Genomic DNA, 21,726 nt, shown 5'->3' on the forward strand with positions numbered 1-21,726 from the left:
CTATTCTTTCGCTTAATTCGTAAACTTTAAGGAAACTTTTCATGAAATTAAAACATAAAAAAAGGAAGCATAAATACATATGCCTCCTTTTTTTATAATTCTATTGGATCAGTTTTACTCCTGATTTTCAATAGCATCTTTAATTTTTGCTTCTAATTCTTCTGCCAATTCAGGATTGTCTTTGATTAAGTTTTTAACAGCATCACGACCTTGACCTAATTTAGTTTCCCCGTAGCTAAACCAAGAACCGCTTTTTTTGATAATTCCGTAATTCACACCGATATCTAAAATTTCACCAACTTTAGAAATTCCTTGTCCGTACATAATATCAAATTCTGCTTGTTGGAAAGGTGGTGCTACTTTATTTTTCACCACTTTTACTTTCGTACTATTTCCAATAACTTGATCACCATCTTTAATTTGCGTTCTTCTACGAATATCTAAACGAACAGACGCATAAAACTTCAAGGCATTACCTCCTGTTGTTGTTTCAGGGTTTCCGAACATGACACCAATTTTTTCACGCAATTGGTTGATAAATATTACTGTACAATTTGTTTTAGAAATTGTTCCTGTTAATTTACGCAATGCTTGAGACATTAAACGAGCATGTAAACCCATTTTAGAATCTCCCATTTCTCCTTCAATCTCACTTTTTGGAGTCAAAGCAGCAACAGAATCAATTACCACAATATCAATAGCACCAGAACGGATTAGGTTTTCAGCAATTTCTAAGGCTTGTTCACCGTGATCGGGTTGAGAAATAATTAAATTGTCAATATCTACACCTAAATTTTCAGCATAAAAACGATCAAAAGCGTGTTCCGCATCAATAAATGCAGCAATTCCACCCGCTTTTTGAGCCTCTGCAATAGCATGAATCGTTAAAGTTGTTTTACCAGAAGATTCTGGTCCGTAAATTTCAATAACTCTACCTCTAGGGTAACCACCAACTCCCAAGGCTAAATCTAGCCCTAAAGAACCAGAAGAAATAGCTTCAACATCAACATGAGCAACATCTCCCATTTTCATTACAGCCCCTTTTCCATAAGTCTTGTCCAACTTATCCAGCGTCATTTGCAACGCTTTTAACTTCGCTTCTTTTTCTTTACTATCGTTTGCCATATCTGTAGTCCTCTATATATATTATTTAAGTTAGTAAAAGTAGCAAAAATATCACGTTAATTCGATGTTGAATTCCTTCCTAAAAAGGAACTTTTCAACAAAATTAAAAAACCTGCATTTTATTTTTTCAATACCTTTAGTATGCTACTGCCTTCTTCAAATTCAACTTTTACAAAATACACACCTGGTTGTAAAGCAGCCATATCAATTTGGATTGTCTCAGAATCTGAGGTCCTTGAGAAAACCTCTACTCCTAACAAGGAAACTATTTTTACGACATACTTCTTACTAGCTGCAGAAACAGTCAATTCGTTGGTTATTACCGAAGGAAAAACCTGAAGTTTTTTATTTTCTAACAGATCAGTATTATTTAAAATACCGAAATTAATAGAAGAGATAACCGCACTCGGATAAGAATAGGAATTTGAAAGGGTCCAATTTGCTTTTGTATTTAACCTAGCGGAACAATCTGTAACAGAAATTGCTGAGCAATCTGTAGAACCTGAATAATAGCCCGAACCATAACTTGCTTGCTGATTGGCCGTTTCCCCATTTACCAAAGAAGTCCCTGTTAAACTTGAATCTGTGGTATCTCCAAAAAAAGTTAAAAAATTTCCAGGAACAGCTCTAGTACCAGTCACAGCAAGAATTCCATCTCCCGATTGTGCTAAACGAAAATTACTATTATCTTCAATCACTACTCCTACTGAAGCTGAAAAAGTTGTATCTCCTGTGCTCTGAATATTAACTACTGTTCCACGATCAATATTAAACCCCGAATTATTAGTCCATACTACATCTCCTTCACTATTTTCAGAGTCAAATGCAGTTCCATTCCACTCTTCATCTATAAAACGAATGGAGGTTCCGTTAGGGCAATTGTCTAAAAAGACAAATGAAAAGCCATCAGAAGCATTGCTATAGGCAACAATGGCAATATCTCCTGGATCATCAATGGTATCATCTATAATTTGGGCGAACCCATTGGTTCCGAAGAACAGCGCAAATAGTAAAATAATGTAAAAGTTTTTCATAGCTTATTATTTTAATAGATTAGTAAAAACACTATTAAAAAAGCCAATTAACCACCCCTCCAAACTTCAATATAAAATTGATGCATGGAGGAATAACTGATTTACAATAAATTTTTTAAGGAAGAAATCTAAATTTCTTTTTCAATAGCTTTCTAAAATTAATAAATAATATTGAAAAAGTCAAACTACAGATAATTAAATACTTACAACCAATTTTCAATTACCTCATAAATTTTCTGCAACTCTGCATCTGAAATAACAAAAGGAGGCAAAATATAAATGGTATTTCCTAAAGGTCGTAAACAGACCCCATTTTTCATAAAATAAGCAAACAATTCATCGCGAAGATTCCCGTAGCGATCCATTTCAACAGCCAGCTCCAAAGCAAATATTACTCCTATCTGACGTGTTGTTTTTACTTTTGGATGTGCTTTAATTTTTTCATTAAAACCTTGGTGACTCAATTCTATTCTTTTAATATTGGCTTGCATTTCCTCAGAAACTAACAAATCAATTCCGGCAGAAATAGCCGTACAACCTAAGGGATTTGCAGAATAGGTATGTCCATGAAAAAATCCCTTTCCAATTTCATCCGCATAAAAAGCATCGTATACTTTATGCGTACAAGTTGTTAAAGCCATGGGCACCACACCGCCTGTTAAGGATTTTGACAAACACAAAATGTCGGGTTTGTTTTCTAAATAATCAGAAGCAAAATATTTCCCTGTTTTTCCAAAACCTGTCATCACCTCATCTGCAATCGCCAAAACATTGTAGTCTTTAGCAATGGCAATTAATTCATCTAATAACTTAGCATCGTACATTTTCATTGCCGCGGCACCTTGTACCAAAGGCTCAAAAATAAAAGCCGCTACTTCACCTGTCTTCAAAAAAGAAATAAATTGTGCTTTTACTGTTTCAAAATTTTCTTTAGTCGGGACATCAATTCTATCAATTGTCAACAAAAAATCTTCAAAAGGACCGTTGTAAACAGATAAGCCAGAAACAGACATCGCCCCAAAAGTATCTCCATGAAAAGCATCTTCTAAAGCAATAATTTTGGCTCGCTTTTCTCCTTGGTTGAAATGATATTGCAACGACATTTTAATTGCCACATCTACTGAAGTTGACCCATTGTCTGAAAAAAATATTTTTTGTTGATTTTGAGGAAGAATTTTCATCAATTTCTCAGACATTTCCACAGCGGGTTCATGTGTAAAACCACTAAAAACAACCTGATCTAACTTTCCCAATTGTTCAGTTACTTTCTGAATAATATAAGGGTGACAATGTCCATACATACAAGTATACCACGACGCAATTCCGTCAATATAACTTTTTCCGTCTTCATCAAATAAGAGTGCTCCTTTGGCGCTTTTTATGGCTAAATGCTTGGGATGTAATTTATGTTGTGTTAAGGGATGCCACAAATGTTTTTGATCTCTTTCTTGTAAACTCATCTTTTTATTCTTTCAAAAATATAGGTCAAATGTACAATACAAATACACAAAACCACGCCTAAATAAGCAAGAAACAAAAGCCACAGTACCGAACTTGAAAAAACCACAGAAAATTCACCAGGAAACAACAAGAGCAATTCTGTAAAAACAACAAAAATTGCAAACAAAATCCATGTAAATGCTTTTATTTTTATAGGCAATTCTATCCAAATAAAAGGCAAATACAAACCTAAAAATAGCAAGTGCAACCAAGCAATTAAAACAAAGCGGTTAGAAGCTACCATTTCTGAAATATATGGAATACTACCAAAACAATTACCCAACAAAATAAGCAAAACTACAGTATACAATAATTGATAGGCTAATTTTTGTTGGAAGGCAGCGATGTGAATTCTTAAAAATACTCCTAACAACAAAACCGAACCGATACCTCCACTAAGTGTAACCAACCAATGATTAAAACTATAATCTAATGAATGAGCATACAAAAGTACACAAGCAATTAGCAGTATTGAAATCTGTTTTTTTGAGAAGGTCAATTTTATTTGTTTCAAATAAACAGCTATAAGCCATATAAAAAAAGAACCAAAATATTGAAAATGCAAATAGAAAAAAATGGCTTGTTGGTACCAAGGAGAATCTTGCATTCCCAAAACTTTTAAGGGCCCTAATGCATAGGGTCCAAAGGAAGCGATAAAATGCAAAACAATCCCTATTTTCACACAAAGAACTAGGAGTTGTTTCCCTTTTAACCTTTTCCACAACCGAAGTAACAAAACATAACTCAGCCATAAATGCAGTGTAGAAAAAACAATGGTAAAAGGTGCATAGCCCTGTATCAAAAAACCGACTAATAAGAAGGAAACACAGACCTGCAAAGCTATATAAATTGCAAAGGATATTTTATCAATGGTATCGGTAAAATGAATCCACAACAAACCTACCAATGCATTGAAGACAAAACCCAACAGCATCACATGCGAATGTGCATGGGTGATGTGTTTTATTTCAAATGGTGCCGCTACTCCAGTAAAAACATATCTTAAAAAAAGTCCTAATAAAGCTCCCAATACGCCAAAAACAATCGGAAAAATCCAAATTTTATTTTTTTGACTCTCAGGAAACAGCAGCATAACTTATAAGTTTTCTAATTCATGGCTAAATAAATCAGCGTATTTTTTTACAATAGCTGTATCAATAATCGGTTCTTCTTCTACCCTACCAATTACTTTTACTCCTGTCATTTTTTGAATAATGCTTTCTGTGGTAGGATGTTCATTACCACTAAAAATAACAGCCACCTCAAAACCTTTTTCTTGCAGTAATTTTATCGTCATTAAAGAATGATTGATACTTCCTAAATAATGTCTTGAAACTACAATTACCTTGTACTCTGGTTGAATAATATCTAAAATGGTGTTCGTATCATTTAAAGGCACTAGCAATCCGCCTGCTCCTTCAATAACCAAATTATTTTTTGTTTTTGGACAGCAAATTTTTTCCAAAGCTATTTCAATTCCATCAATTTCAGCAGCTGCATGTGGACTCATAGGAGTTTGCAAGGCATAGCTGTTTGTATGAAATTTAGAAATTTTGTTTGAAATTAATCGTTGGACTTTATGTGTGTCCGAATCATCCAATTCACCTGCTTGGATGGGTTTCCAATAATCGGCTTTTAGAGCCTCTGTAACAATGGCAGATACCAACGTTTTTCCAACTTCTGTTGAAATTCCTGTAATAAATATTTTACTCATGGTTGACAAAAGTAGCTAATAGACTTAATATTTCCGTAATTTCTTCTGGCTTATTATAACTGTGCAAACAAATTCTCAATCGCTCTTGCCCCGCAGTAACTGTGGGAGACAAAATTGCTTTTACACCAAAACCTTTATCCTGTATTGCAGCAGCTATTTCCTTTACTTTTTCGTTTCCAGAAATAACACAACATTGTATCGCACTAGCACTTGGCACAAATAAAGATGTCAATTGAAATTCCTCCAATTGCTCTTTAAAAAGTGAAATATTATTTTTCAATAAGGTTATTTCTTTGGTAGACTTCAATTCAGAATAGGAAGCTGCAATTGTAGCAACGGCATGCAAAGAAGCAGCAGTGGTATAAATAAAAGAACGGGAAAAATTAATCAAATAATTCCTCAAATCTTGTGCTCCTAAAACAACCGCACCGTGGCAACCCATCGCCTTTCCAAACGTATGAACCCTTGCAAAAACCCTGTCTTCTAAATTTAATTCTTGTACCAAACCACAACCATCTTCACCAAACACTCCAGTGGAATGCGCCTCATCAACAATTAAAAAACAATTATTTTCTTCGGAAATTTTTACCAAATCCTCTAAGGGTGCCGTGTCTCCATCCATAGAATAAATCGACTCCACCGCTATGTAAATAATGCCTTCTGCCTTCTTTATTTTTTTCGCTAAATCTTCAACAGAATTATGCTTGAATTTATACGACTTTGCATGAGACAACCGAATGCCATCTCTAATAGAAGCATGGATCAATTCATCGTAAATAATGGTATCCCCTTTTTGCAGTAAAGAAGAAAACAGGCCTAAATTGGCATCGTACCCAGAATTATACAACAAAGCGGCTTCAGCCTTATGAAAATGGGCAAGTTTATTTTCCACCTCATCATGCAATTCATGGCTGCCAGAAATTAATCTAGAACCCGTACTTCCATTTTTAAAATCTATCGTTTCAAGTATTTGTGCTGTTTTATTTTGAATACTGCTATTTTTAGCAAAACCTAAATAATCATTGGAAGAAAAATCAACTAGACATTTTCTAGTATCCAAAACCCTGTAGGCTTTATGCTCCTTACGAAGCTCTAATTTAGACAACAAATATTTTGGAAATAATTTCATTCTTTTGGTGCTTTGTTTGATAGAACAAAAATATACATATTAATAGGAAAACAGCGAGTCCGATTAAGAAACAAACAACGAACACAAGTTAAATTTAACAACATTAAAACCATATCACTCTTTTAATGAATCATTTGACTTGTTTTAACATCGTATATCTTCGTATATTTAGTGTTGATTCATAATTAAAATTTTTAACCAAAATTGTTATGATCACCCTAAACTTAAACGATAATAATAAATGGCATCATTAACCCCGTATTCAGGTAGCCTAGGAAAAAGACTCGCAAAACATTTATTGCGCAGGGCAACTTATAATATTTCAAAAAGTAGAATTGAAGAATTTAGCAATTACGATGTAAATCAGGCCATTGCTAAACTTGCCACAATCCCTGTCAAAAATTTAAACCAACCCATACATTATGTAAATGGCGGACTCACACAGCCTTCACCTTGGATAGATGATGACCCAATTTATGGTGCCGTTAATACAGACAACGATAGCGGAAATAGCAAGCTAAGAAATTTTGTTGTTGCTTGGTGGTTAGACGAGGCCAAAAGAGACACTTCCTATAGATCTAAAATGACCTACTTTCTTTTTACTGATTTTACGGCGGCAAGCTCTACTTTGAATGGCCAATATGGTGCCTTTTACGATTATCTTCGATTGTTAGAGTTTTTCAGTTTGGGAGATTGGAAAGAATTTATTTTTCAAGTAACTAAAAATAATATCATGTTGTCCTATTTAAACAACAACCAAAACACCAATACCAATCCAAATGAAAACTATGCACGAGAAGTTTTAGAATTATTTACCATAGGAAAAGGAACACAAGCAGCTGCGGGAGATTACACCAATTATACCGAAAAAGACGTAGAAGAAGCTGCAAAAGTTTTAACCGGTTGGACATACACATGGAACGATAGAAACAAAGCCAATAATGGAGTAGAATTTGGAAATATACCCTGTGGCTATCCAAATATTTGGAAACATGATTATGGCAAAAAAGAATTCAGCCATCGCTTTAATAACTATGTAATTGACGCTTGGGACACTTCTGGAAAAAGCAGTTCTCAAAAAGAAGCAAGAATTGAAGCCGAGCTTAAAGAATTTATTGCCATGGTGGTTGACATGGATGAAACCGCAAAATTTATTTGTAGAAAACTATACCGCTATTTTGTATCAAGAAATATAACTTCGGAAATAGAAAATGATATTATTGTTCCTTTAGCCAATACCTTTAGAACAAATTTCAATCTGCAAGAAACAATTGATCAACTGTTAAAAAGTCAACATTTTTATGACGCCGATGATTCTGACAATAGCGATGAAATTATTGGAGCACTTATAAAATCACCTTTAGATTTGGTTTTACAAACCCTATCTATCACCAATTACCCGGTTCCCGATCCAATTACTGACGGAAAATCGCACTACCAAAACTTTTATTATTGGCAAGTGGTATTGGGCATTTTAGGCCCTGCCAGTCAAGAGCCTTTTGTACCACCATCTGTAGCAGGTTTTCCACCTACCTATGAGGCGCCCGATTTCGATAAATTTTGGTTCAATTCATCAACCATCATTCCTCGATACAATATGGCGGATATTTTATTGAATGCTTCGAAAACAAAAACTAATTTTTACGTAAGCACTTTTATTGAAGAAAATGTATCCAATCCGAATAATCCTACGCTTTTAGTAACCGAACTAACCGATTTGCTTTTTCCGGAGGCTATAAGCTCAGACAGACTGAATTATCTTGTCCATGATATTTTATTAGAAGATGGTGCTACCACCCCACAAATGTGGTCTGATGAATGGAATATTTACAAAAACTCAGGAAACAACGCTGGTGTAGAAAGCGTACTCAAGCCTTTATTTAGAGCATTAACCTGGTCACAAGAATACCAAAACATTTAAAAACATGGAAAGAAGAAAATTCATACAGTTATCCGCATTAAGCTCGGCCAGTACTTTGTTTTTAAACGGAAACCAAGTACAAGCTTTTTCAAAAACAACACTCTTAAATACAATTCCTTCTTCTATTATTGAAGAAAGAGCCATCGTATTAATTCAATTATCTGGAGGAAATGATGGATTAAACACATTGATCCCTTTCAATCAGTACGATGAGTATGCCAATTTAAGACCAACCATAAAAATAAAAGAATCTGGTAGCAATGGAGGGATCCCATTAGACAACACCCTTGCTCTAGAAGACCAATTACTTTTACACCCAAGTTTAACCGCATTTAAATCATTATACGATGCAGGGAAGCTAAACATTATACACAATGTGGGCTATCCGGTAATTAACAAATCTCATTTTGCAGCAAGAGCATTGATGTTTAAAGGGGGAGATGGAACCCCAGAAAACGCCAACAAAGCTTCAGGATGGATGGCTCGGTTTTTACATTCAGGTTATGATTATGCAAATTATGAAGATCCTCTTGGTATTCAGCTAGGAAGTAAAAAACCATCTTTAGGTTTTCATTCAGAGCACGAGCACAAAGTAGATGTAAACTTAACAGGTCAAGATGTTTCTGGCTATTACAGTGTCATTTCTAATTTAGGAAATCCGACACCCACAAATATTCCTAGTTCCGATTATGGCAAAAACATCAAATTTATTGGCGATGTAGAATCGACAACCAATGCTTATTCAGAACGAATTAGTGAGGTCTTTAACGCAGGCTCTAACAGCTCCGTTTCCTATCCGCAGTACGATTTAGCGAATCAATTAAAAACAGTCGCTAAAATGATCAAAGGAGGCTCTAAAACCAAAATATTCTTAGTCCACATAGGCGGTTTTGACACACATGCCGATCAAGTAGCAAGTAGTGCGGATAGTCATTTGGGAAATCATGCGAACTTATTAAAAGAACTCGGTGATTCAATTGAGTCCTTTCAAAATGACCTAGAGGCAATGGGCTTAGCTGAAAAAATAGTAACAGCCACTTTCACTGAATTTGGTAGAAAACCTATTGAAAACGGAAATTTAGGAACCGATCACGGAAACCTAGGCCCTATGTTTGTTATAGGGAAACATATCAATGGAGGGATTAACGGAGCTAGTGCAGATTTATCTGGAGTGACCAAACACTACGATGAAACAAGTATGCAATTTGATTACCGACAAGTTTTCACCACTATGATCAGTGATTTTTTAGGAGCTTCTGAAAATGTGGTAACAGGAACAGAATTTGATGATTTTAACGGTTCCAATAAAATGAATTTAATTGAAGAAAGTCAAGTAGCAAACGTTGAGCATATAAATCCTACAGAAATAAAAACGAATCAATTAAACATCTATCCCAATCCTATAGAAGAGGAAGTAAGCATAAAATTTGTTTCCGAAGGAATAGAAAGAGTCCATATTGTACTTTATAATTTAAAGGGTGGTATATCCTTTAAAATTCCGCAAGACGTAGTTTCAGGAATTAATCTAATTCCCTTAAATATCGCACATTTAACAACTGGCAATTATGTTTTAGCCATAAAAGACAGTTACAACCGAACGCTAAACAAAGAGCTTGTTTTTAAAAGATAAAATAAAAAAGCTCCAAGTAAATTTACTTGGAGCTTTTTAAATATTCAAAATAAAATAATTAGTCGACTAAAACCGTTACTTTATTGTCTTTCATTTCAACAGTACCTGACTGAATTTTAAGTGTCAATATTTTGTCATCATCTATATGAGTTTCAAAATGTCCACTTAATTGGTCAAATTCTATATGTTCCATAGTATGCGTATGAATCATAACAGTACCTTCTTTTAAGACAGATACAATAGGAGCATGGTTTTCTAACATTTGAAAATTCCCATCAACACCTGGTACTGACACAGAATCTACCTTTTCATTAAATAACGTCTCTTCTGGTGATACAATTTCTAAAAACATAATTTTTTATCGTTTTTAGTCTTTAGTTTTTAGCCTTTAGTTTTTGTTGAATCCAACTCAAACATCGCACTAATAACTCAAAACTTAGTTTACGCTTCCGCTAACATCTTCTCTCCTGCGTCAATAGCATCTTGGATAGAACCTCTTAAGTTAAAAGCAGCTTCAGGATATTGATCTAATTCACCATTCATAATCATGTTGAATCCTTTGATCGTATCTTTAATATCTACCAATACTCCAGGAATACCTGTAAATTGCTCAGCTACGTGGAAAGGTTGAGATAAGAAACGTTGTGCTCTACGAGCTCTATGTACAACTAATTTATCTTCTTCACTCAATTCCTCCATACCTAAAATGGCGATAATATCTTGTAATTCTTTATAACGTTGTAATAATTCTTTTACATCTTGTGCACACTTATAGTGTTCTTTTCCTAAAATTTCTTCAGTTAAGATACGAGAAGTAGAATCCAAAGGATCTACCGCAGGATAAATACCTAACTCAGCAATTTTACGAGACAATACAGTAGTTGCATCTAAATGGGCAAATGTAGTTGCTGGTGCAGGATCCGTTAAATCATCTGCAGGTACGTAAACCGCTTGTACAGAAGTAATAGAACCTGTTTTTGTAGAAGTAATACGCTCTTGCATAGCTCCCATTTCAGTTGCCAATGTTGGTTGGTAACCTACCGCTGATGGCATACGTCCAAGAAGTGCAGATACCTCAGAACCCGCTTGTGTAAAACGGAAGATATTATCAACGAAGAACAATACATCCTTTCCTTGAGATTCTCCAGCTCCATCACGGAAATACTCAGCAATTGTTAAACCAGACAAGGCAACACGTGCACGCGCTCCAGGTGGCTCATTCATTTGTCCGAATACGAAAGTTACTTTAGAAGATTTCATTTTTTCGTGATCGATACTTTCAAGATCCCATCCACCTTCTTCCATTGACTTCTCGAATTTTTCTCCATATTGGATAATTCCAGCTTCAATCATTTCACGCATCAAATCATTTCCTTCACGTGTTCTTTCACCTACTCCTGCGAATACTGAAAGTCCACCATGACCTTTTGCAATATTGTTGATCAACTCTTGAATCAATACAGTTTTACCAACTCCGGCTCCACCAAATAATCCAATTTTACCTCCTTTTGAGTAAGGCTCAATTAAGTCAATTACTTTAATTCCTGTAAATAAAACCTCTGTAGATACAGACAAGTCTTCAAATTTAGGTGCGTCTCTGTGAATAGACATTCCATTTTTACCATCTTTTGGTAAAGACTTCAATCCATCAATTGGGTCACCATTTACGTTAAATAAACGACCATAGATATTATTACCTACTGGCACTTTAATAGGATTTCCTGTAGCGACAGCATCTGTTCCTCTACTTAAACCATCTGTTGAATCCATGGCAATACATCTTACTGTATTTTCACCAATGTGTTGTTCAACTTCTAGTACTAAAAGAGAACCATTCTCTCTAGTAATTTCCAATGAATCGAAAATTTGTGGAAGACCTTCACCTGTTGTAAACGCGACATCAATTACCGGTCCAATAATTTGGGCAACTTTACCTGTTAATTTAGACATTGTTGTAACTATTAATTGTTAGTTCTATTATATTCTGAGTTTTACCTCTTTTTTCAAGCCGCAAAGATAGAGGTTTTAATTTAAAAAAAAAGCTTGTTTATCTCTTTTTTACGTAGAAAAAAACATCCTTAATTATTTCTCAATAAATAAGGACGTTTCCTACTGTTCTTCTTTTTCAAATATTACAAATTAGCAGTCCATGAAACATAATACTGTGATCCTACTGCCCCTGCACCCGGCGCACTAAAATATTCATTTCCACCAATATTAGCTCCTCCTACCTTTATATCCGACTTTAAACTTCTTACTTTAAATGACACTTGTGCATCTACCGTAGTTCTTGCTGGTAACATCGCATCTACAAATGTAGATTCCCATAAATAACTGTCGCTCCATCTAACATCTACTCTAAATCCTATGTTATTGGCAACGTTTCTATTTCCTAAAGAAGCTTTTACTTTATGTTCTGGCGTATTAAAACCTGCTTCATAATCTGGATCAGAACTTTGATCAAAATCAAATTTCGCCAAGGTATAATTCAATCCTATTTCGTATCCTGCTCCAACTTTTGTCGTCAAACCAATAGCTGCACCATACGATGAAATATCTGCTTCTGAATTTGTATAGGTTTGGAATGCTTGATAATCTCCTTGAAACAAAGCTACCAATGCTTTTTGTGTTGGCCCAGCTCCTGGAACATCATACGTTCCATCTGAGTAATCCACTTTTCCATACAAAGGAGACACCACCGTTTTATTCCCTATAAAATCCTCATAATTATTATAATAGGCACTAAGATCAACTACAACAGCACCTAAAACACCACGATACCCAAACTCATAAGCACTCACTTTTTCTGGTTTTACATAATCGATTTGTGACTGTACAGGCGCCCCTTGTAAGACTGAAGAAAGCGTATACGAATTCTCATAAGCATCTCTACCCGACAATTGCACTGATGCTGGATTTCCAAAAAACTGACCCGTTGGACTTACACCAATAGGATTAGAAGTATATCTATCTAAATTATCTGGTGCAGAACCTACCAAAATAGCTCTACTTACGTCCAATCCAATATACTGATCTTGTGTTGTTGGATTTCTAAATCCTGTTTGATAAGACAATCTTAAATTATGTTTTTTTTCTTCATCTACACTATAAACCACTGACAGTCTCGGAGAAGCAAATCCATCAAAATTTTCTGCTTTATCATATCTTACAGAACCTGTAAGTTTCAATTTATCGTCCATTACTTTTTTCTGAGCTTGTACATATGCCCCAAATTCATGGTAATTAATTGCTCCATCACCATCTGTAAAAATAGTTCCGCTTGAATTTAAAGAATACCTTCTTGCAGATCCTCCAATTTGAATTTCAGCAAATTCTATTTTATCTTTAAAATTATAGTTCACATCTGAATGGAAAATTTTAGACTGATCAACAAATTTAGAACCCGTTAAAATATTATCGTCACTTCGAACACCTTTTAGTGCGTTTTTAAATTCAATGGTTCCGGGTTGCAAGGTCACATTTGTATCAGCAAACTCTCTAGCTGCAGCATGCGCAGCAGCATCTGGCGCATTACCAGCCTTTGCTTGTCCAAAAACAGTAGCATAAGTTCCAAACCACTGAGCTGCAGTTTGTTTATTTAAATTTACGCCTGTAAAAAACATATCATAAGAATCTCCAGCATCTTCAGAAGTCATATAAGCTCTAAAAAAGAAATTCTCGTCTTTTACTTCTATCTTATGTTGTTGCATTAGGAAGTTTTTCAAATAATACCTGTTCGCACCCTGATAGATAGTGTTTCCGGTACCTAATTTTGCATTATAACTAATTTCTAAGGCTCCTCCTGTTGGTCTGTAATGAAAAGCAATATCACTTTTAAAACTTCTTGCTCCATAGTCTGTTAAATCTTGTTCTCTATATCCTGTTCTAGACACATTTCCAATAGTTCCTGAAGGCAAACCAGCAATGGCATCCATATCCAAACCTAAACCTGCCAACGCATCTGAATTCACCTCATCTCCATAGACATTTATTTTATCAAAAGCATTTGAAGTTACATTTTCTGTAAAAATATCGCCACTCCCTGCAGGCCCTTCTTCATAGCTACGATAATCTGTAGCCGCCCAATCAGTTCCTTCTAAAAAGGACAATGAAAATTTGAACGCAAACTTGTCGTCAATTGCTTTTGCAAAACGAACTCCTACATCGTGAAATTCATTATTCCCATTCGCCTCCTGTGTTGTAATACCTACTTTTGCATAAGCGCTTAAACCTTGATGATCAAAAGGATTTTTACTTGTCATAAATAAAATTCCATTAAACGCATTGGCACCGTATAAAGCCGAAGAAGCTCCCGGTAACAATTCAACACCTTGAATATCTAACTCAGAAATACCTAATAAATTACCAATTGGAAAGTTTAGGGCTGGCGAAGAATTATCCATTCCATCAACCAACTGCATAAAACGTGTATTTGAAAAAGCCGCAAATCCTCTTGTATTTACAGATTTAAAAGTCAAACTACTTGTATTTACATCTACACCTTTTAAATTTTCTAAACCATCGTAATATGTAGCAGAAGACGTACTTTGAATTGCACGTAAGTCCATTCTTTCTACAGTTACTGGCGATTCAAAAATTCTTTCTGGAGTTCTAGAAGCAGAAACGACTACTTCATCCAAAATATTCCCTTCTTTTAAAGTAAATTTTATCGTTTGTCCGTTTTTGATTACTTTTTTGGTTTCCATTTGATAACCAACACTTGAAGCTTCCAAATCAAAAGGTGGCTGTTGATCAATAACTAAGCTGAATTCTCCATCAAAATCAGAAGCAACTCCAATCATGGTTCCTACAACTTTAACACTCGCTCCTGGAACAGGAAGTCCTGACTCGGAATCGACAACAGTTCCTTTAACTGTTGTTTGAGCTGACATAGCAACTCCTATAAACATCAATAAAATAAGCTTGAAATACTTTATCATAATTATGAGGTGGATTAGTTTAGTGTTGAAAATACAATATTTTTTTTATTCTCGTTCTAATTCAATAAAAAAAATAACACCCTTTACCCATTTCACTCCTAATTAAAGGTCACTAATACTTTATATAAACCCAACCTGACGCAGGTTTAAAGCTAGCGTCCGTTGATTCAACTTTATAAATATATGCTCCTACTTCAAGCTTTACACCGTTTAAATCTATTCCTTTCCAATCATTTTTATAATTATCCGATTGATAAACAAGCTTACCTAATTGGGTATAAACAGCAACCTTAACCACTGGATAAACACCTTCTTGAGCAGTACCATCTTGAATATTCTCAATGCGCCAAGCTTCATTTACTCCGTCGTTATTCGGAGAAAAACCTAAAACAGCTTTAGGTGGATAAGCCTCACAGTTTACATCTATATGACTACTATTTCCCTGTTCAGGATTAAACACAAAAACACAGGTATCGTCTTCATCTAAAACCCCGTCATTGTCGTCATCATCATCACAAACATCTCCAATACCATCGTGATCGTTATCTTCTTGGTTGGGATTTGCAACAAATACACAATTATCAATACTATCCAAAACACCGTCATTGTCATCATCAACATCACAAATATCTCCTCTTCCATCTAAATCATTATCCTCCTGATCTTCATTTTTTTCAAAATCACAATTATCATCAACATCTAGAATAAAATCATTATCATCATCGTCATCACAAACATCACCAATACCATCTTCATCATTATCTTCCTGACCCGGATTTGCTGTAAACACACAATTATCATTCACATCTAAAACACCGTCATTGTCATCATCATCATCACAAGCATCTCCAATACCATCGTGATCATTATCTTCTTGCTCCGGATTAACGGTTAGCGGACAGTTATCAGAATCGTCTTGAATTCCATCTTTATCATCATCCAAGTCACAAACATCACCCACACCATTATTATCTGCATCTTCTTGCAGAGGATTTGCGGTTAATGGACAATTATCATTCACATCCAAAACACCATCATTGTCATCATCCTCGTCACAAGCATCTCCCATACCGTCCTCATCTGTATCCAATTGTGTGGTGTTTGGAATTAGAGAACAATTATCTGACGAATTTTCACGTCCGTCATTATCCTCATCGTTTGGATTATCAATAACTCCTTTTAATTTCAATTCCCAATTGAGCAACTGCCCTTGATCATCTTCATAGGTATCAACAATTTTCAAGGTCCAATCGCCAAATGCATCTGTCCCATCATAAAGTGCTAAATTTTCATCAGGCTGAAAACTACCCGTATACGGAGCAGCTCCATGAAGTATGGTCAGCGGAGCAGCATCATCAAATACAGTTTGCTCATAGTTTTCACCTTCATCATCACTTGACCTAACTAGCGTGACTTCCGTTCCGTTAGGATTACTCAGGACAATCCTTAAATCACCAATATAAGAATGGTTGATGTTTACTTCCACATCAACATCTGTTAAAGAAATATGCTCATTAATTGTAATTACAGAAGTCAATCCCGTCGGGTTGTCATCAGGAATTGTTTGCCCACCCATAGCAGACGAATAATTTAACGCATCAATTTTACCCATATAAAAAGTATACACTTCTGAATAAACACTCTCTGTACAGGAATTGCTGCTTTTCACGCGCCAAAAATAAGTTTCGTCCTCAGCCAACTCATTATAAACATATCGAAATTCTTCAATTTCAGTACTAAAAACTACATCTTCAAAAGAAGAATCCTTGGCAATTTCAAAAAGATAATGAGCTGTATTTTCTGTTTGCTGCCATTCAAAAACCACAGGAGCCAACAACTTAATGGCATTTTTTACGGGTGAAACCAGCGTAGGTGCCGATATCGATGCATCATACACATCTAGATTTAATGTCACTTCTTTTCTCTGAGCTCCCGACATTCCTACAAATAAAAACTCATGAGCCCCTATTAGCTCTGTTTTAACTCCCGTAATAGTAACCTCAACTTTTGTTCCATCAGCAACAGCCTTATTCGGATGTATTTCTGCTGAAAAACCCTCTGGCAAATTCTCTATAGAAAATTGCGTTTCGCTTGAAAAACCTAAATAACGATTGTATTCAAAATAATAAACCGCCGTATTGGGCACACAAACTGACAAGGCTGCCTCATCAAATGTCATGACATAATCCGAAGATTGAATCGTGATATCTGCTGAATTTATTTGAAAGAAAACATTAGCATCAGCAGCTACTTTTATCCTTCCTTGTGCGGTTATCGCATCTGGAACTACAACCGTATGACTCCCATCATTATCTACGCCAGAGGCAAGAACAATTGGATAGGTATAGCCACCATCTATTGAAAGGAAAATGGACACTTTTGAAGCGAAAACAGGCGATGCATTTGTCCCAGCCACATCCCAAGTTATTTCTTTAGATTCTCCTACATTAAAAACTTCTGCAACCGTTTGCGAAGTAACCCGAAAAGGCCCAGCATCTGCCACTACTTCTAACTGCATATCATCTATTGCTACCTGCCCTCCTAAAGAATTATTATCTCTAACAATAAAATTAAAATTAAAAAGTCGAGACACCGACGACAAGCGTTCCCATTGAGAACCTAATGCACCAGTTAACAGTGTTTCAATTTTCGGAAAATACCTTTCTGAACTATTACTTGGTTCAAAAGAACGAAACATTGGTCCTCCTGAATTTGTTGCTAACGGAGGCATTGTTGCTACTTGTGCGTCCACTTGTTCCCAACTATACGACCTTGTACCTGCACTAACTGCCCCTTCACCTTGCAACAAAAATGGGGTTTGACTTGGAATTACATAATTAGCACCCGCACTTGCTGTTGGCGCCGCATTTCCGATTGCCGTTTCTTCTCCACAATCACTATTTCCATTGGTTATATTGGCATACATCTGCTCAATACTAATGCTATGAAAATAAGCATCGCTATTGCTTTGCACATTAGGTGCACATATTCCGGCATAAGCCATTAAAGTAGACCCGCTACCAGGCTCAATGGCTGTTGAATTTGTTCTGTTACTACTACAAGAATTATTAAACGTATGCGTCGCACCAAATTGATGTCCCATTTCATGTGCTACAAAATCGATATCAAAAGCATCACCTTTAGGCGCATCGGCACCAGTAATTCCTTGTGCTTTTTTTGTTGTACACGGTGAACTCAATTCAGCAACTCCCGTATCTCCAACACAAAAAACATGTCCTATATCATAATTCGTAAAACCAATTTCAGTATTGCAAATCGCCTGAGCTTCATCCAACATTTTTTCTGGATCATTATTTGTCAACCCGTCTGTATCTGCATTTAAAAACACCAACTTATCATTGGTACCAACCAACTCCATAGTCAATGCTAAATCGCGTTCAAACAAACCATTTACTCGAGTCATAGAAGCATTCATGGCAGACAAAACTGCTTCTTTTTTTACAGCATCCGTAGCACTAGTGCTAATTCCTTGATCGGTTAAATGAAACTGTGCATATTCACCGGTACATGCTAAGGCCAAACGAAAGGTTCTTAACTTCCCATCATTCAACAGCGATTTTCTAGCCGTAGTTTTCGCTGCACTCTTCAATATAAAGTCTTCCGTTTTACAATAAATAGCAGCCTTCTGTTTTGGCAAATCTCTTTTAGCATATACAGTATATGTCAAGCCATCTTTGGTATAGGGATCAATAAATTCTGAACCACCATTTTCGTTAAACATCATGCCATGAAAACCTATAGAAGAAACAGAAAAACGAATGCTTTCTTTTTTATCCAAACTTGTTCCCATAAAAGATTTTATTGTTGGATATTTCTCTTGCAACTCCTCACTAAAAACAGAGGTTTCAACAACGGTATAAGCTATAGACTCTCCTTCTTTATTCGGAAAAAACAGCGTTAAATCTTTCTTTTTTTGAAGGGATTTTTGATTTCTTTTGTTGGCGGTTTTTAATTGACTTTTTAACTGAGAAAGATCCAAACGGAAAATTTTCTCTTGAGAAGGAAATACATTCCGAGAATTCTTCTGAAACAAAACCAAATCCTCAGATTTTTCAAGACTCCACAAATTATTTTTTTGCGCAAAAGATGCCAAAGTTAAAAACACCAAGCATAAAAACAGTAATTGATTTTTTTTCATCATATAAATCTTGAACAAACTTCCGACACAAACTTATTTAAAATAATTTAGAGTCTCTCACTAATTTTCGACTAAAGCCCACATAAGTACGGTTGAAGATTAAGTTTCAAAGAAAAAATTATCTATTCCTAAAAATAGAATGTAAATTTGCAGCTTTTACAAGTAAAAAAATTAGAAGTCGATTTGGAAGTAATTGAGAATTACAAAAATTTTACCGCAACCAAAAAATCCGTAGTTACTATTGGGACTTTTGATGGTGTTCATATTGGGCATCAAAAAATAATTGAACAATTGGTACATACCGCCAAAAAAACAAATTCTAATTCGGTTTTACTTACGTTTTTTCCACATCCTAGAATGGTCCTACAAAAAGACAATTCTATAAAATTAATTAATACCATTGCCGAAAGAATTGAATTATTGAAACACACCGGTCTTGATTATTTAATTATTCATCCTTTCGACAAAGAATTTTCTCGATTGACAGCACTTGAATTTGTAAGAACTATTTTGGTCAATCATATCAATACCTCAGAATTAATTATTGGTTACGACCATCGTTTTGGGAAAAATAGAGAAGGAAATTTTGAACAACTGCTTGAGTTTGGACATATGTACGACTTTAAAGTGAATGAAATTCCGGCGCAAGACATCAACAATATTTCTGTAAGTTCTACCAAAATTAGAAAAGCTTTGGAGGTAGCCAACATCAAACAGGCAAATAAATATTTAGGCCAGCCGTATTCCCTAACAGGAAAAGTAGTGACTGGCAAAAGATTGGGAAATACCATTGGCTACCCAACTGCCAATATTGAAATAGAAGAGACTTACAAATTAATTCCAAAAAAAGGAGCATATTTGGTACGCACCAATATTAACAACACTGTTTTATTCGGCATGTTGAATATAGGCGTAAACCCCACTGTTAATGGAGATAGCCAAACTATAGAAGTCCATTTATTCAATTTTAATGAAGATTTATACCATCAAAAACTTACAATAGAATTCTTAGATTTTATTAGAGATGAGCAAAAATTTGATTCAATTGAACTTTTAAAAGAACAACTGGCCAAAGACAAAGCAAAATCTTTAGACTTAGCAGTAAGTTATTCTTAAGTACAGCCTAACTTCACATTAAATTTACACAGCCCAATATTAAGCCTTTTGCTAGCTTTGTATTTTAGCGTATTTATAAGGTTTTAGAAATTCTATTTTTATAAATTTGCCTTTTTAAATACTAATTCTACAAAGAATGCTACAGGTTCAATTCATTAAAGACAATAGAGAAAAAGTTTTGGTCGGCTTGGCTAAAAGAAATTTTAAAGATGCTGAAAACATCATTGATGAAGTAATTGCTACAGATGAAAATCGTAAATCCACACAAGCAAAACTAGATGCTGTATTGGCTGAAGCAAATAAACTTTCGAAAGAAATTGGACAATTATTTAAATCAGGAGAACCACAAAAAGCGGCTATTTTAAAAGAAAAAACAGCTACTTTAAAAGAAGAGTCAAAAACACTAGCCGAACAATTAGCAACCGCAAATGAGCAATTGCAAAGCCTATTGTATACAATTCCTAACATCCCTAATGAAATTGTTCCTGGCGGAAATTCTGAAGAAGACAATGAAATTGTTTTTGAAGCAGGAAGCATTCCTACACTTCATGAAGGAGCCATGCCTCACTGGGAATTGGTGAAAAAATACGATATCATCGATTTTGAATTAGGAAATAAAATTGCAGCAGCAGGATTTCCTGTTTACAAAGGAAAAGGAGCAAGATTGCAACGTGCCCTAATCAATTATTTTTTAGATAAAAATACAGCAGCAGGTTATTTAGAAATTCAACCTCCTTATTTGGTTAACGAAGCTTCTGGGATTGGAACGGGTCAGTTACCAGACAAAGAAGGTCAAATGTATCATGATGCAAAAGACGATCTTTATTTAATTCCAACCGGAGAAGTACCCGTGACCAATATTTACAGAGATGTAATTTTAAAAGCAGACGAGCTTCCTGTAGCCAACACCGCTTATACTCCTTGTTTTAGAAGAGAAGCAGGTTCTTATGGAGCACATGTTCGTGGTTTAAATCGTCTACACCAATTTGACAAAGTTGAAATTGTACGTGTGGAGCACCCTGAAAATTCTTATGCTGCCCTTGAAAAAATGGTAGATCATATTAAAGAAATTTTAGAAGAACTTAATTTGCCTTACAGAATTTTAAAATTATGCGGCGGAGATTTAGGTTTCACTTCTACATTGACGTACGATTTTGAGGCTTTTTCAACCTCTCAAGACAAATGGCTAGAAATTAGTTCTGTTTCTAATTTTGAAACTTTCCAAGCCAATCGTTTAAAACTACGTTTTAAAAACAGCGATGGAAAAAACCAACTAGCACATACATTAAATGGTAGTTCTTTAGCCCTGCCTAGAGTATTGGCTGCCTTATTAGAAAACTGTCAAACGCCGGAAGGAATTAAAATCCCTGAGGTACTGATTCCTTATACTGGATTTGATATTATCAATTAATAGCATTTCCTAGCAAAGCTAAAAAAAGGCTCTTTGAAATTAATTTC

At 35.2% G+C, this 21,726-nt stretch carries 14 protein-coding genes; 4 read left to right on the forward strand and 10 right to left on the reverse strand.

Annotation, left to right across the window (positions count from 1 at the left end; translation table 11 throughout):
• Positions 1–114 precede the first annotated feature (114 nt).
• From recA to FGM02_RS04135, 6 genes are all read right to left on the reverse strand, one after another.
• Positions 115–1,125, reverse strand: a complete 1,011-nt coding sequence (gene recA / locus FGM02_RS04110; RefSeq protein ID WP_139957041.1) for a recombinase RecA — start codon at positions 1,123–1,125, stop codon at positions 115–117.
• Positions 1,126–1,244: 119 nt separating this feature from the next.
• Entirely contained in the window at positions 1,245–2,159 is a 915-nt protein-coding gene (locus tag FGM02_RS04115; RefSeq protein WP_139957042.1) for a T9SS type A sorting domain-containing protein, read from the reverse strand.
• A gap of 203 nt (positions 2,160–2,362) precedes the next feature.
• Positions 2,363–3,619, reverse strand: a complete 1,257-nt coding sequence (gene bioA / locus FGM02_RS04120) for an adenosylmethionine--8-amino-7-oxononanoate transaminase (RefSeq protein ID WP_139957043.1) — start codon at positions 3,617–3,619, stop codon at positions 2,363–2,365.
• On the reverse strand, positions 3,616–4,752 hold the full coding sequence (locus FGM02_RS04125; protein ID WP_139957044.1) for a hypothetical protein: 1,137 nt from the start codon (positions 4,750–4,752) through the stop codon (positions 3,616–3,618). The genes bioA and FGM02_RS04125 overlap by 4 nt, the downstream gene beginning before the upstream one ends.
• 3 nt (positions 4,753–4,755) lie before the next feature.
• Entirely contained in the window at positions 4,756–5,373 is a 618-nt protein-coding gene (gene bioD / locus FGM02_RS04130) for a dethiobiotin synthase (protein ID WP_139957045.1), read from the reverse strand.
• A complete protein-coding gene (locus FGM02_RS04135) occupies positions 5,366–6,502 on the reverse strand; it encodes an aminotransferase class I/II-fold pyridoxal phosphate-dependent enzyme (RefSeq protein WP_139957046.1) in 1,137 nt (378 codons plus the stop codon). The genes bioD and FGM02_RS04135 overlap by 8 nt, the downstream gene beginning before the upstream one ends.
• Positions 6,503–6,743: 241 nt before the next feature.
• Between FGM02_RS04135 and FGM02_RS04140 the strand changes: the two genes are divergently transcribed.
• Entirely contained in the window at positions 6,744–8,423 is a 1,680-nt protein-coding gene (locus tag FGM02_RS04140; protein WP_139957047.1) for a DUF1800 family protein, read from the forward strand.
• Between the two features lie 4 nt (positions 8,424–8,427).
• Positions 8,428–10,053, forward strand: coding sequence for a DUF1501 domain-containing protein (locus tag FGM02_RS04145; RefSeq protein WP_139957048.1), 1,626 nt, complete (start codon positions 8,428–8,430; stop codon positions 10,051–10,053).
• A 58-nt stretch (positions 10,054–10,111) separates the two neighbouring features.
• Here FGM02_RS04145 and FGM02_RS04150 read toward each other — a convergent pair whose 3' ends face one another.
• From FGM02_RS04150 to FGM02_RS04165, 4 genes are all read right to left on the reverse strand, one after another.
• Positions 10,112–10,405 (reverse strand): F0F1 ATP synthase subunit epsilon, encoded by a 294-nt coding sequence (locus FGM02_RS04150; protein ID WP_139957049.1) that lies wholly within the window; start codon positions 10,403–10,405, stop codon positions 10,112–10,114.
• Between the two features lie 89 nt (positions 10,406–10,494).
• The gene (gene atpD / locus FGM02_RS04155) at positions 10,495–12,003 is read right to left on the reverse strand and encodes a F0F1 ATP synthase subunit beta (RefSeq protein WP_139957050.1); all 1,509 of its coding nucleotides are present in this window, start codon (positions 12,001–12,003) and stop codon (positions 10,495–10,497) included.
• 182 nt (positions 12,004–12,185) lie between these two features.
• Positions 12,186–14,993, reverse strand: coding sequence for a TonB-dependent receptor (locus tag FGM02_RS04160; RefSeq protein WP_139957051.1), 2,808 nt, complete (start codon positions 14,991–14,993; stop codon positions 12,186–12,188).
• A 112-nt stretch (positions 14,994–15,105) separates the two neighbouring features.
• Positions 15,106–19,155 carry a thrombospondin type 3 repeat-containing protein gene (locus FGM02_RS04165; RefSeq protein ID WP_139957052.1) on the reverse strand — a complete coding sequence of 1,350 codons (4,050 nt, stop codon included), beginning with the start codon at positions 19,153–19,155 and terminating at the stop codon, positions 15,106–15,108.
• 180 nt (positions 19,156–19,335) lie between these two features.
• On the opposite strand from FGM02_RS04165, the gene FGM02_RS04170 reads away from it, so the two are divergent.
• On the forward strand, positions 19,336–20,268 hold the full coding sequence (locus FGM02_RS04170; protein ID WP_139957761.1) for a bifunctional riboflavin kinase/FAD synthetase: 933 nt from the start codon (positions 19,336–19,338) through the stop codon (positions 20,266–20,268).
• A 136-nt stretch (positions 20,269–20,404) separates the two neighbouring features.
• On the forward strand, positions 20,405–21,679 hold the full coding sequence (gene serS, locus FGM02_RS04175) for a serine--tRNA ligase (RefSeq protein WP_139957053.1): 1,275 nt from the start codon (positions 20,405–20,407) through the stop codon (positions 21,677–21,679).
• Positions 21,680–21,726 lie beyond the last annotated feature (47 nt).

The organism is Flavicella sediminum (genome assembly GCF_006381105.1).
GTDB lineage: Bacteria > Bacteroidota > Bacteroidia > Flavobacteriales > Flavobacteriaceae > Flavicella > Flavicella sediminum.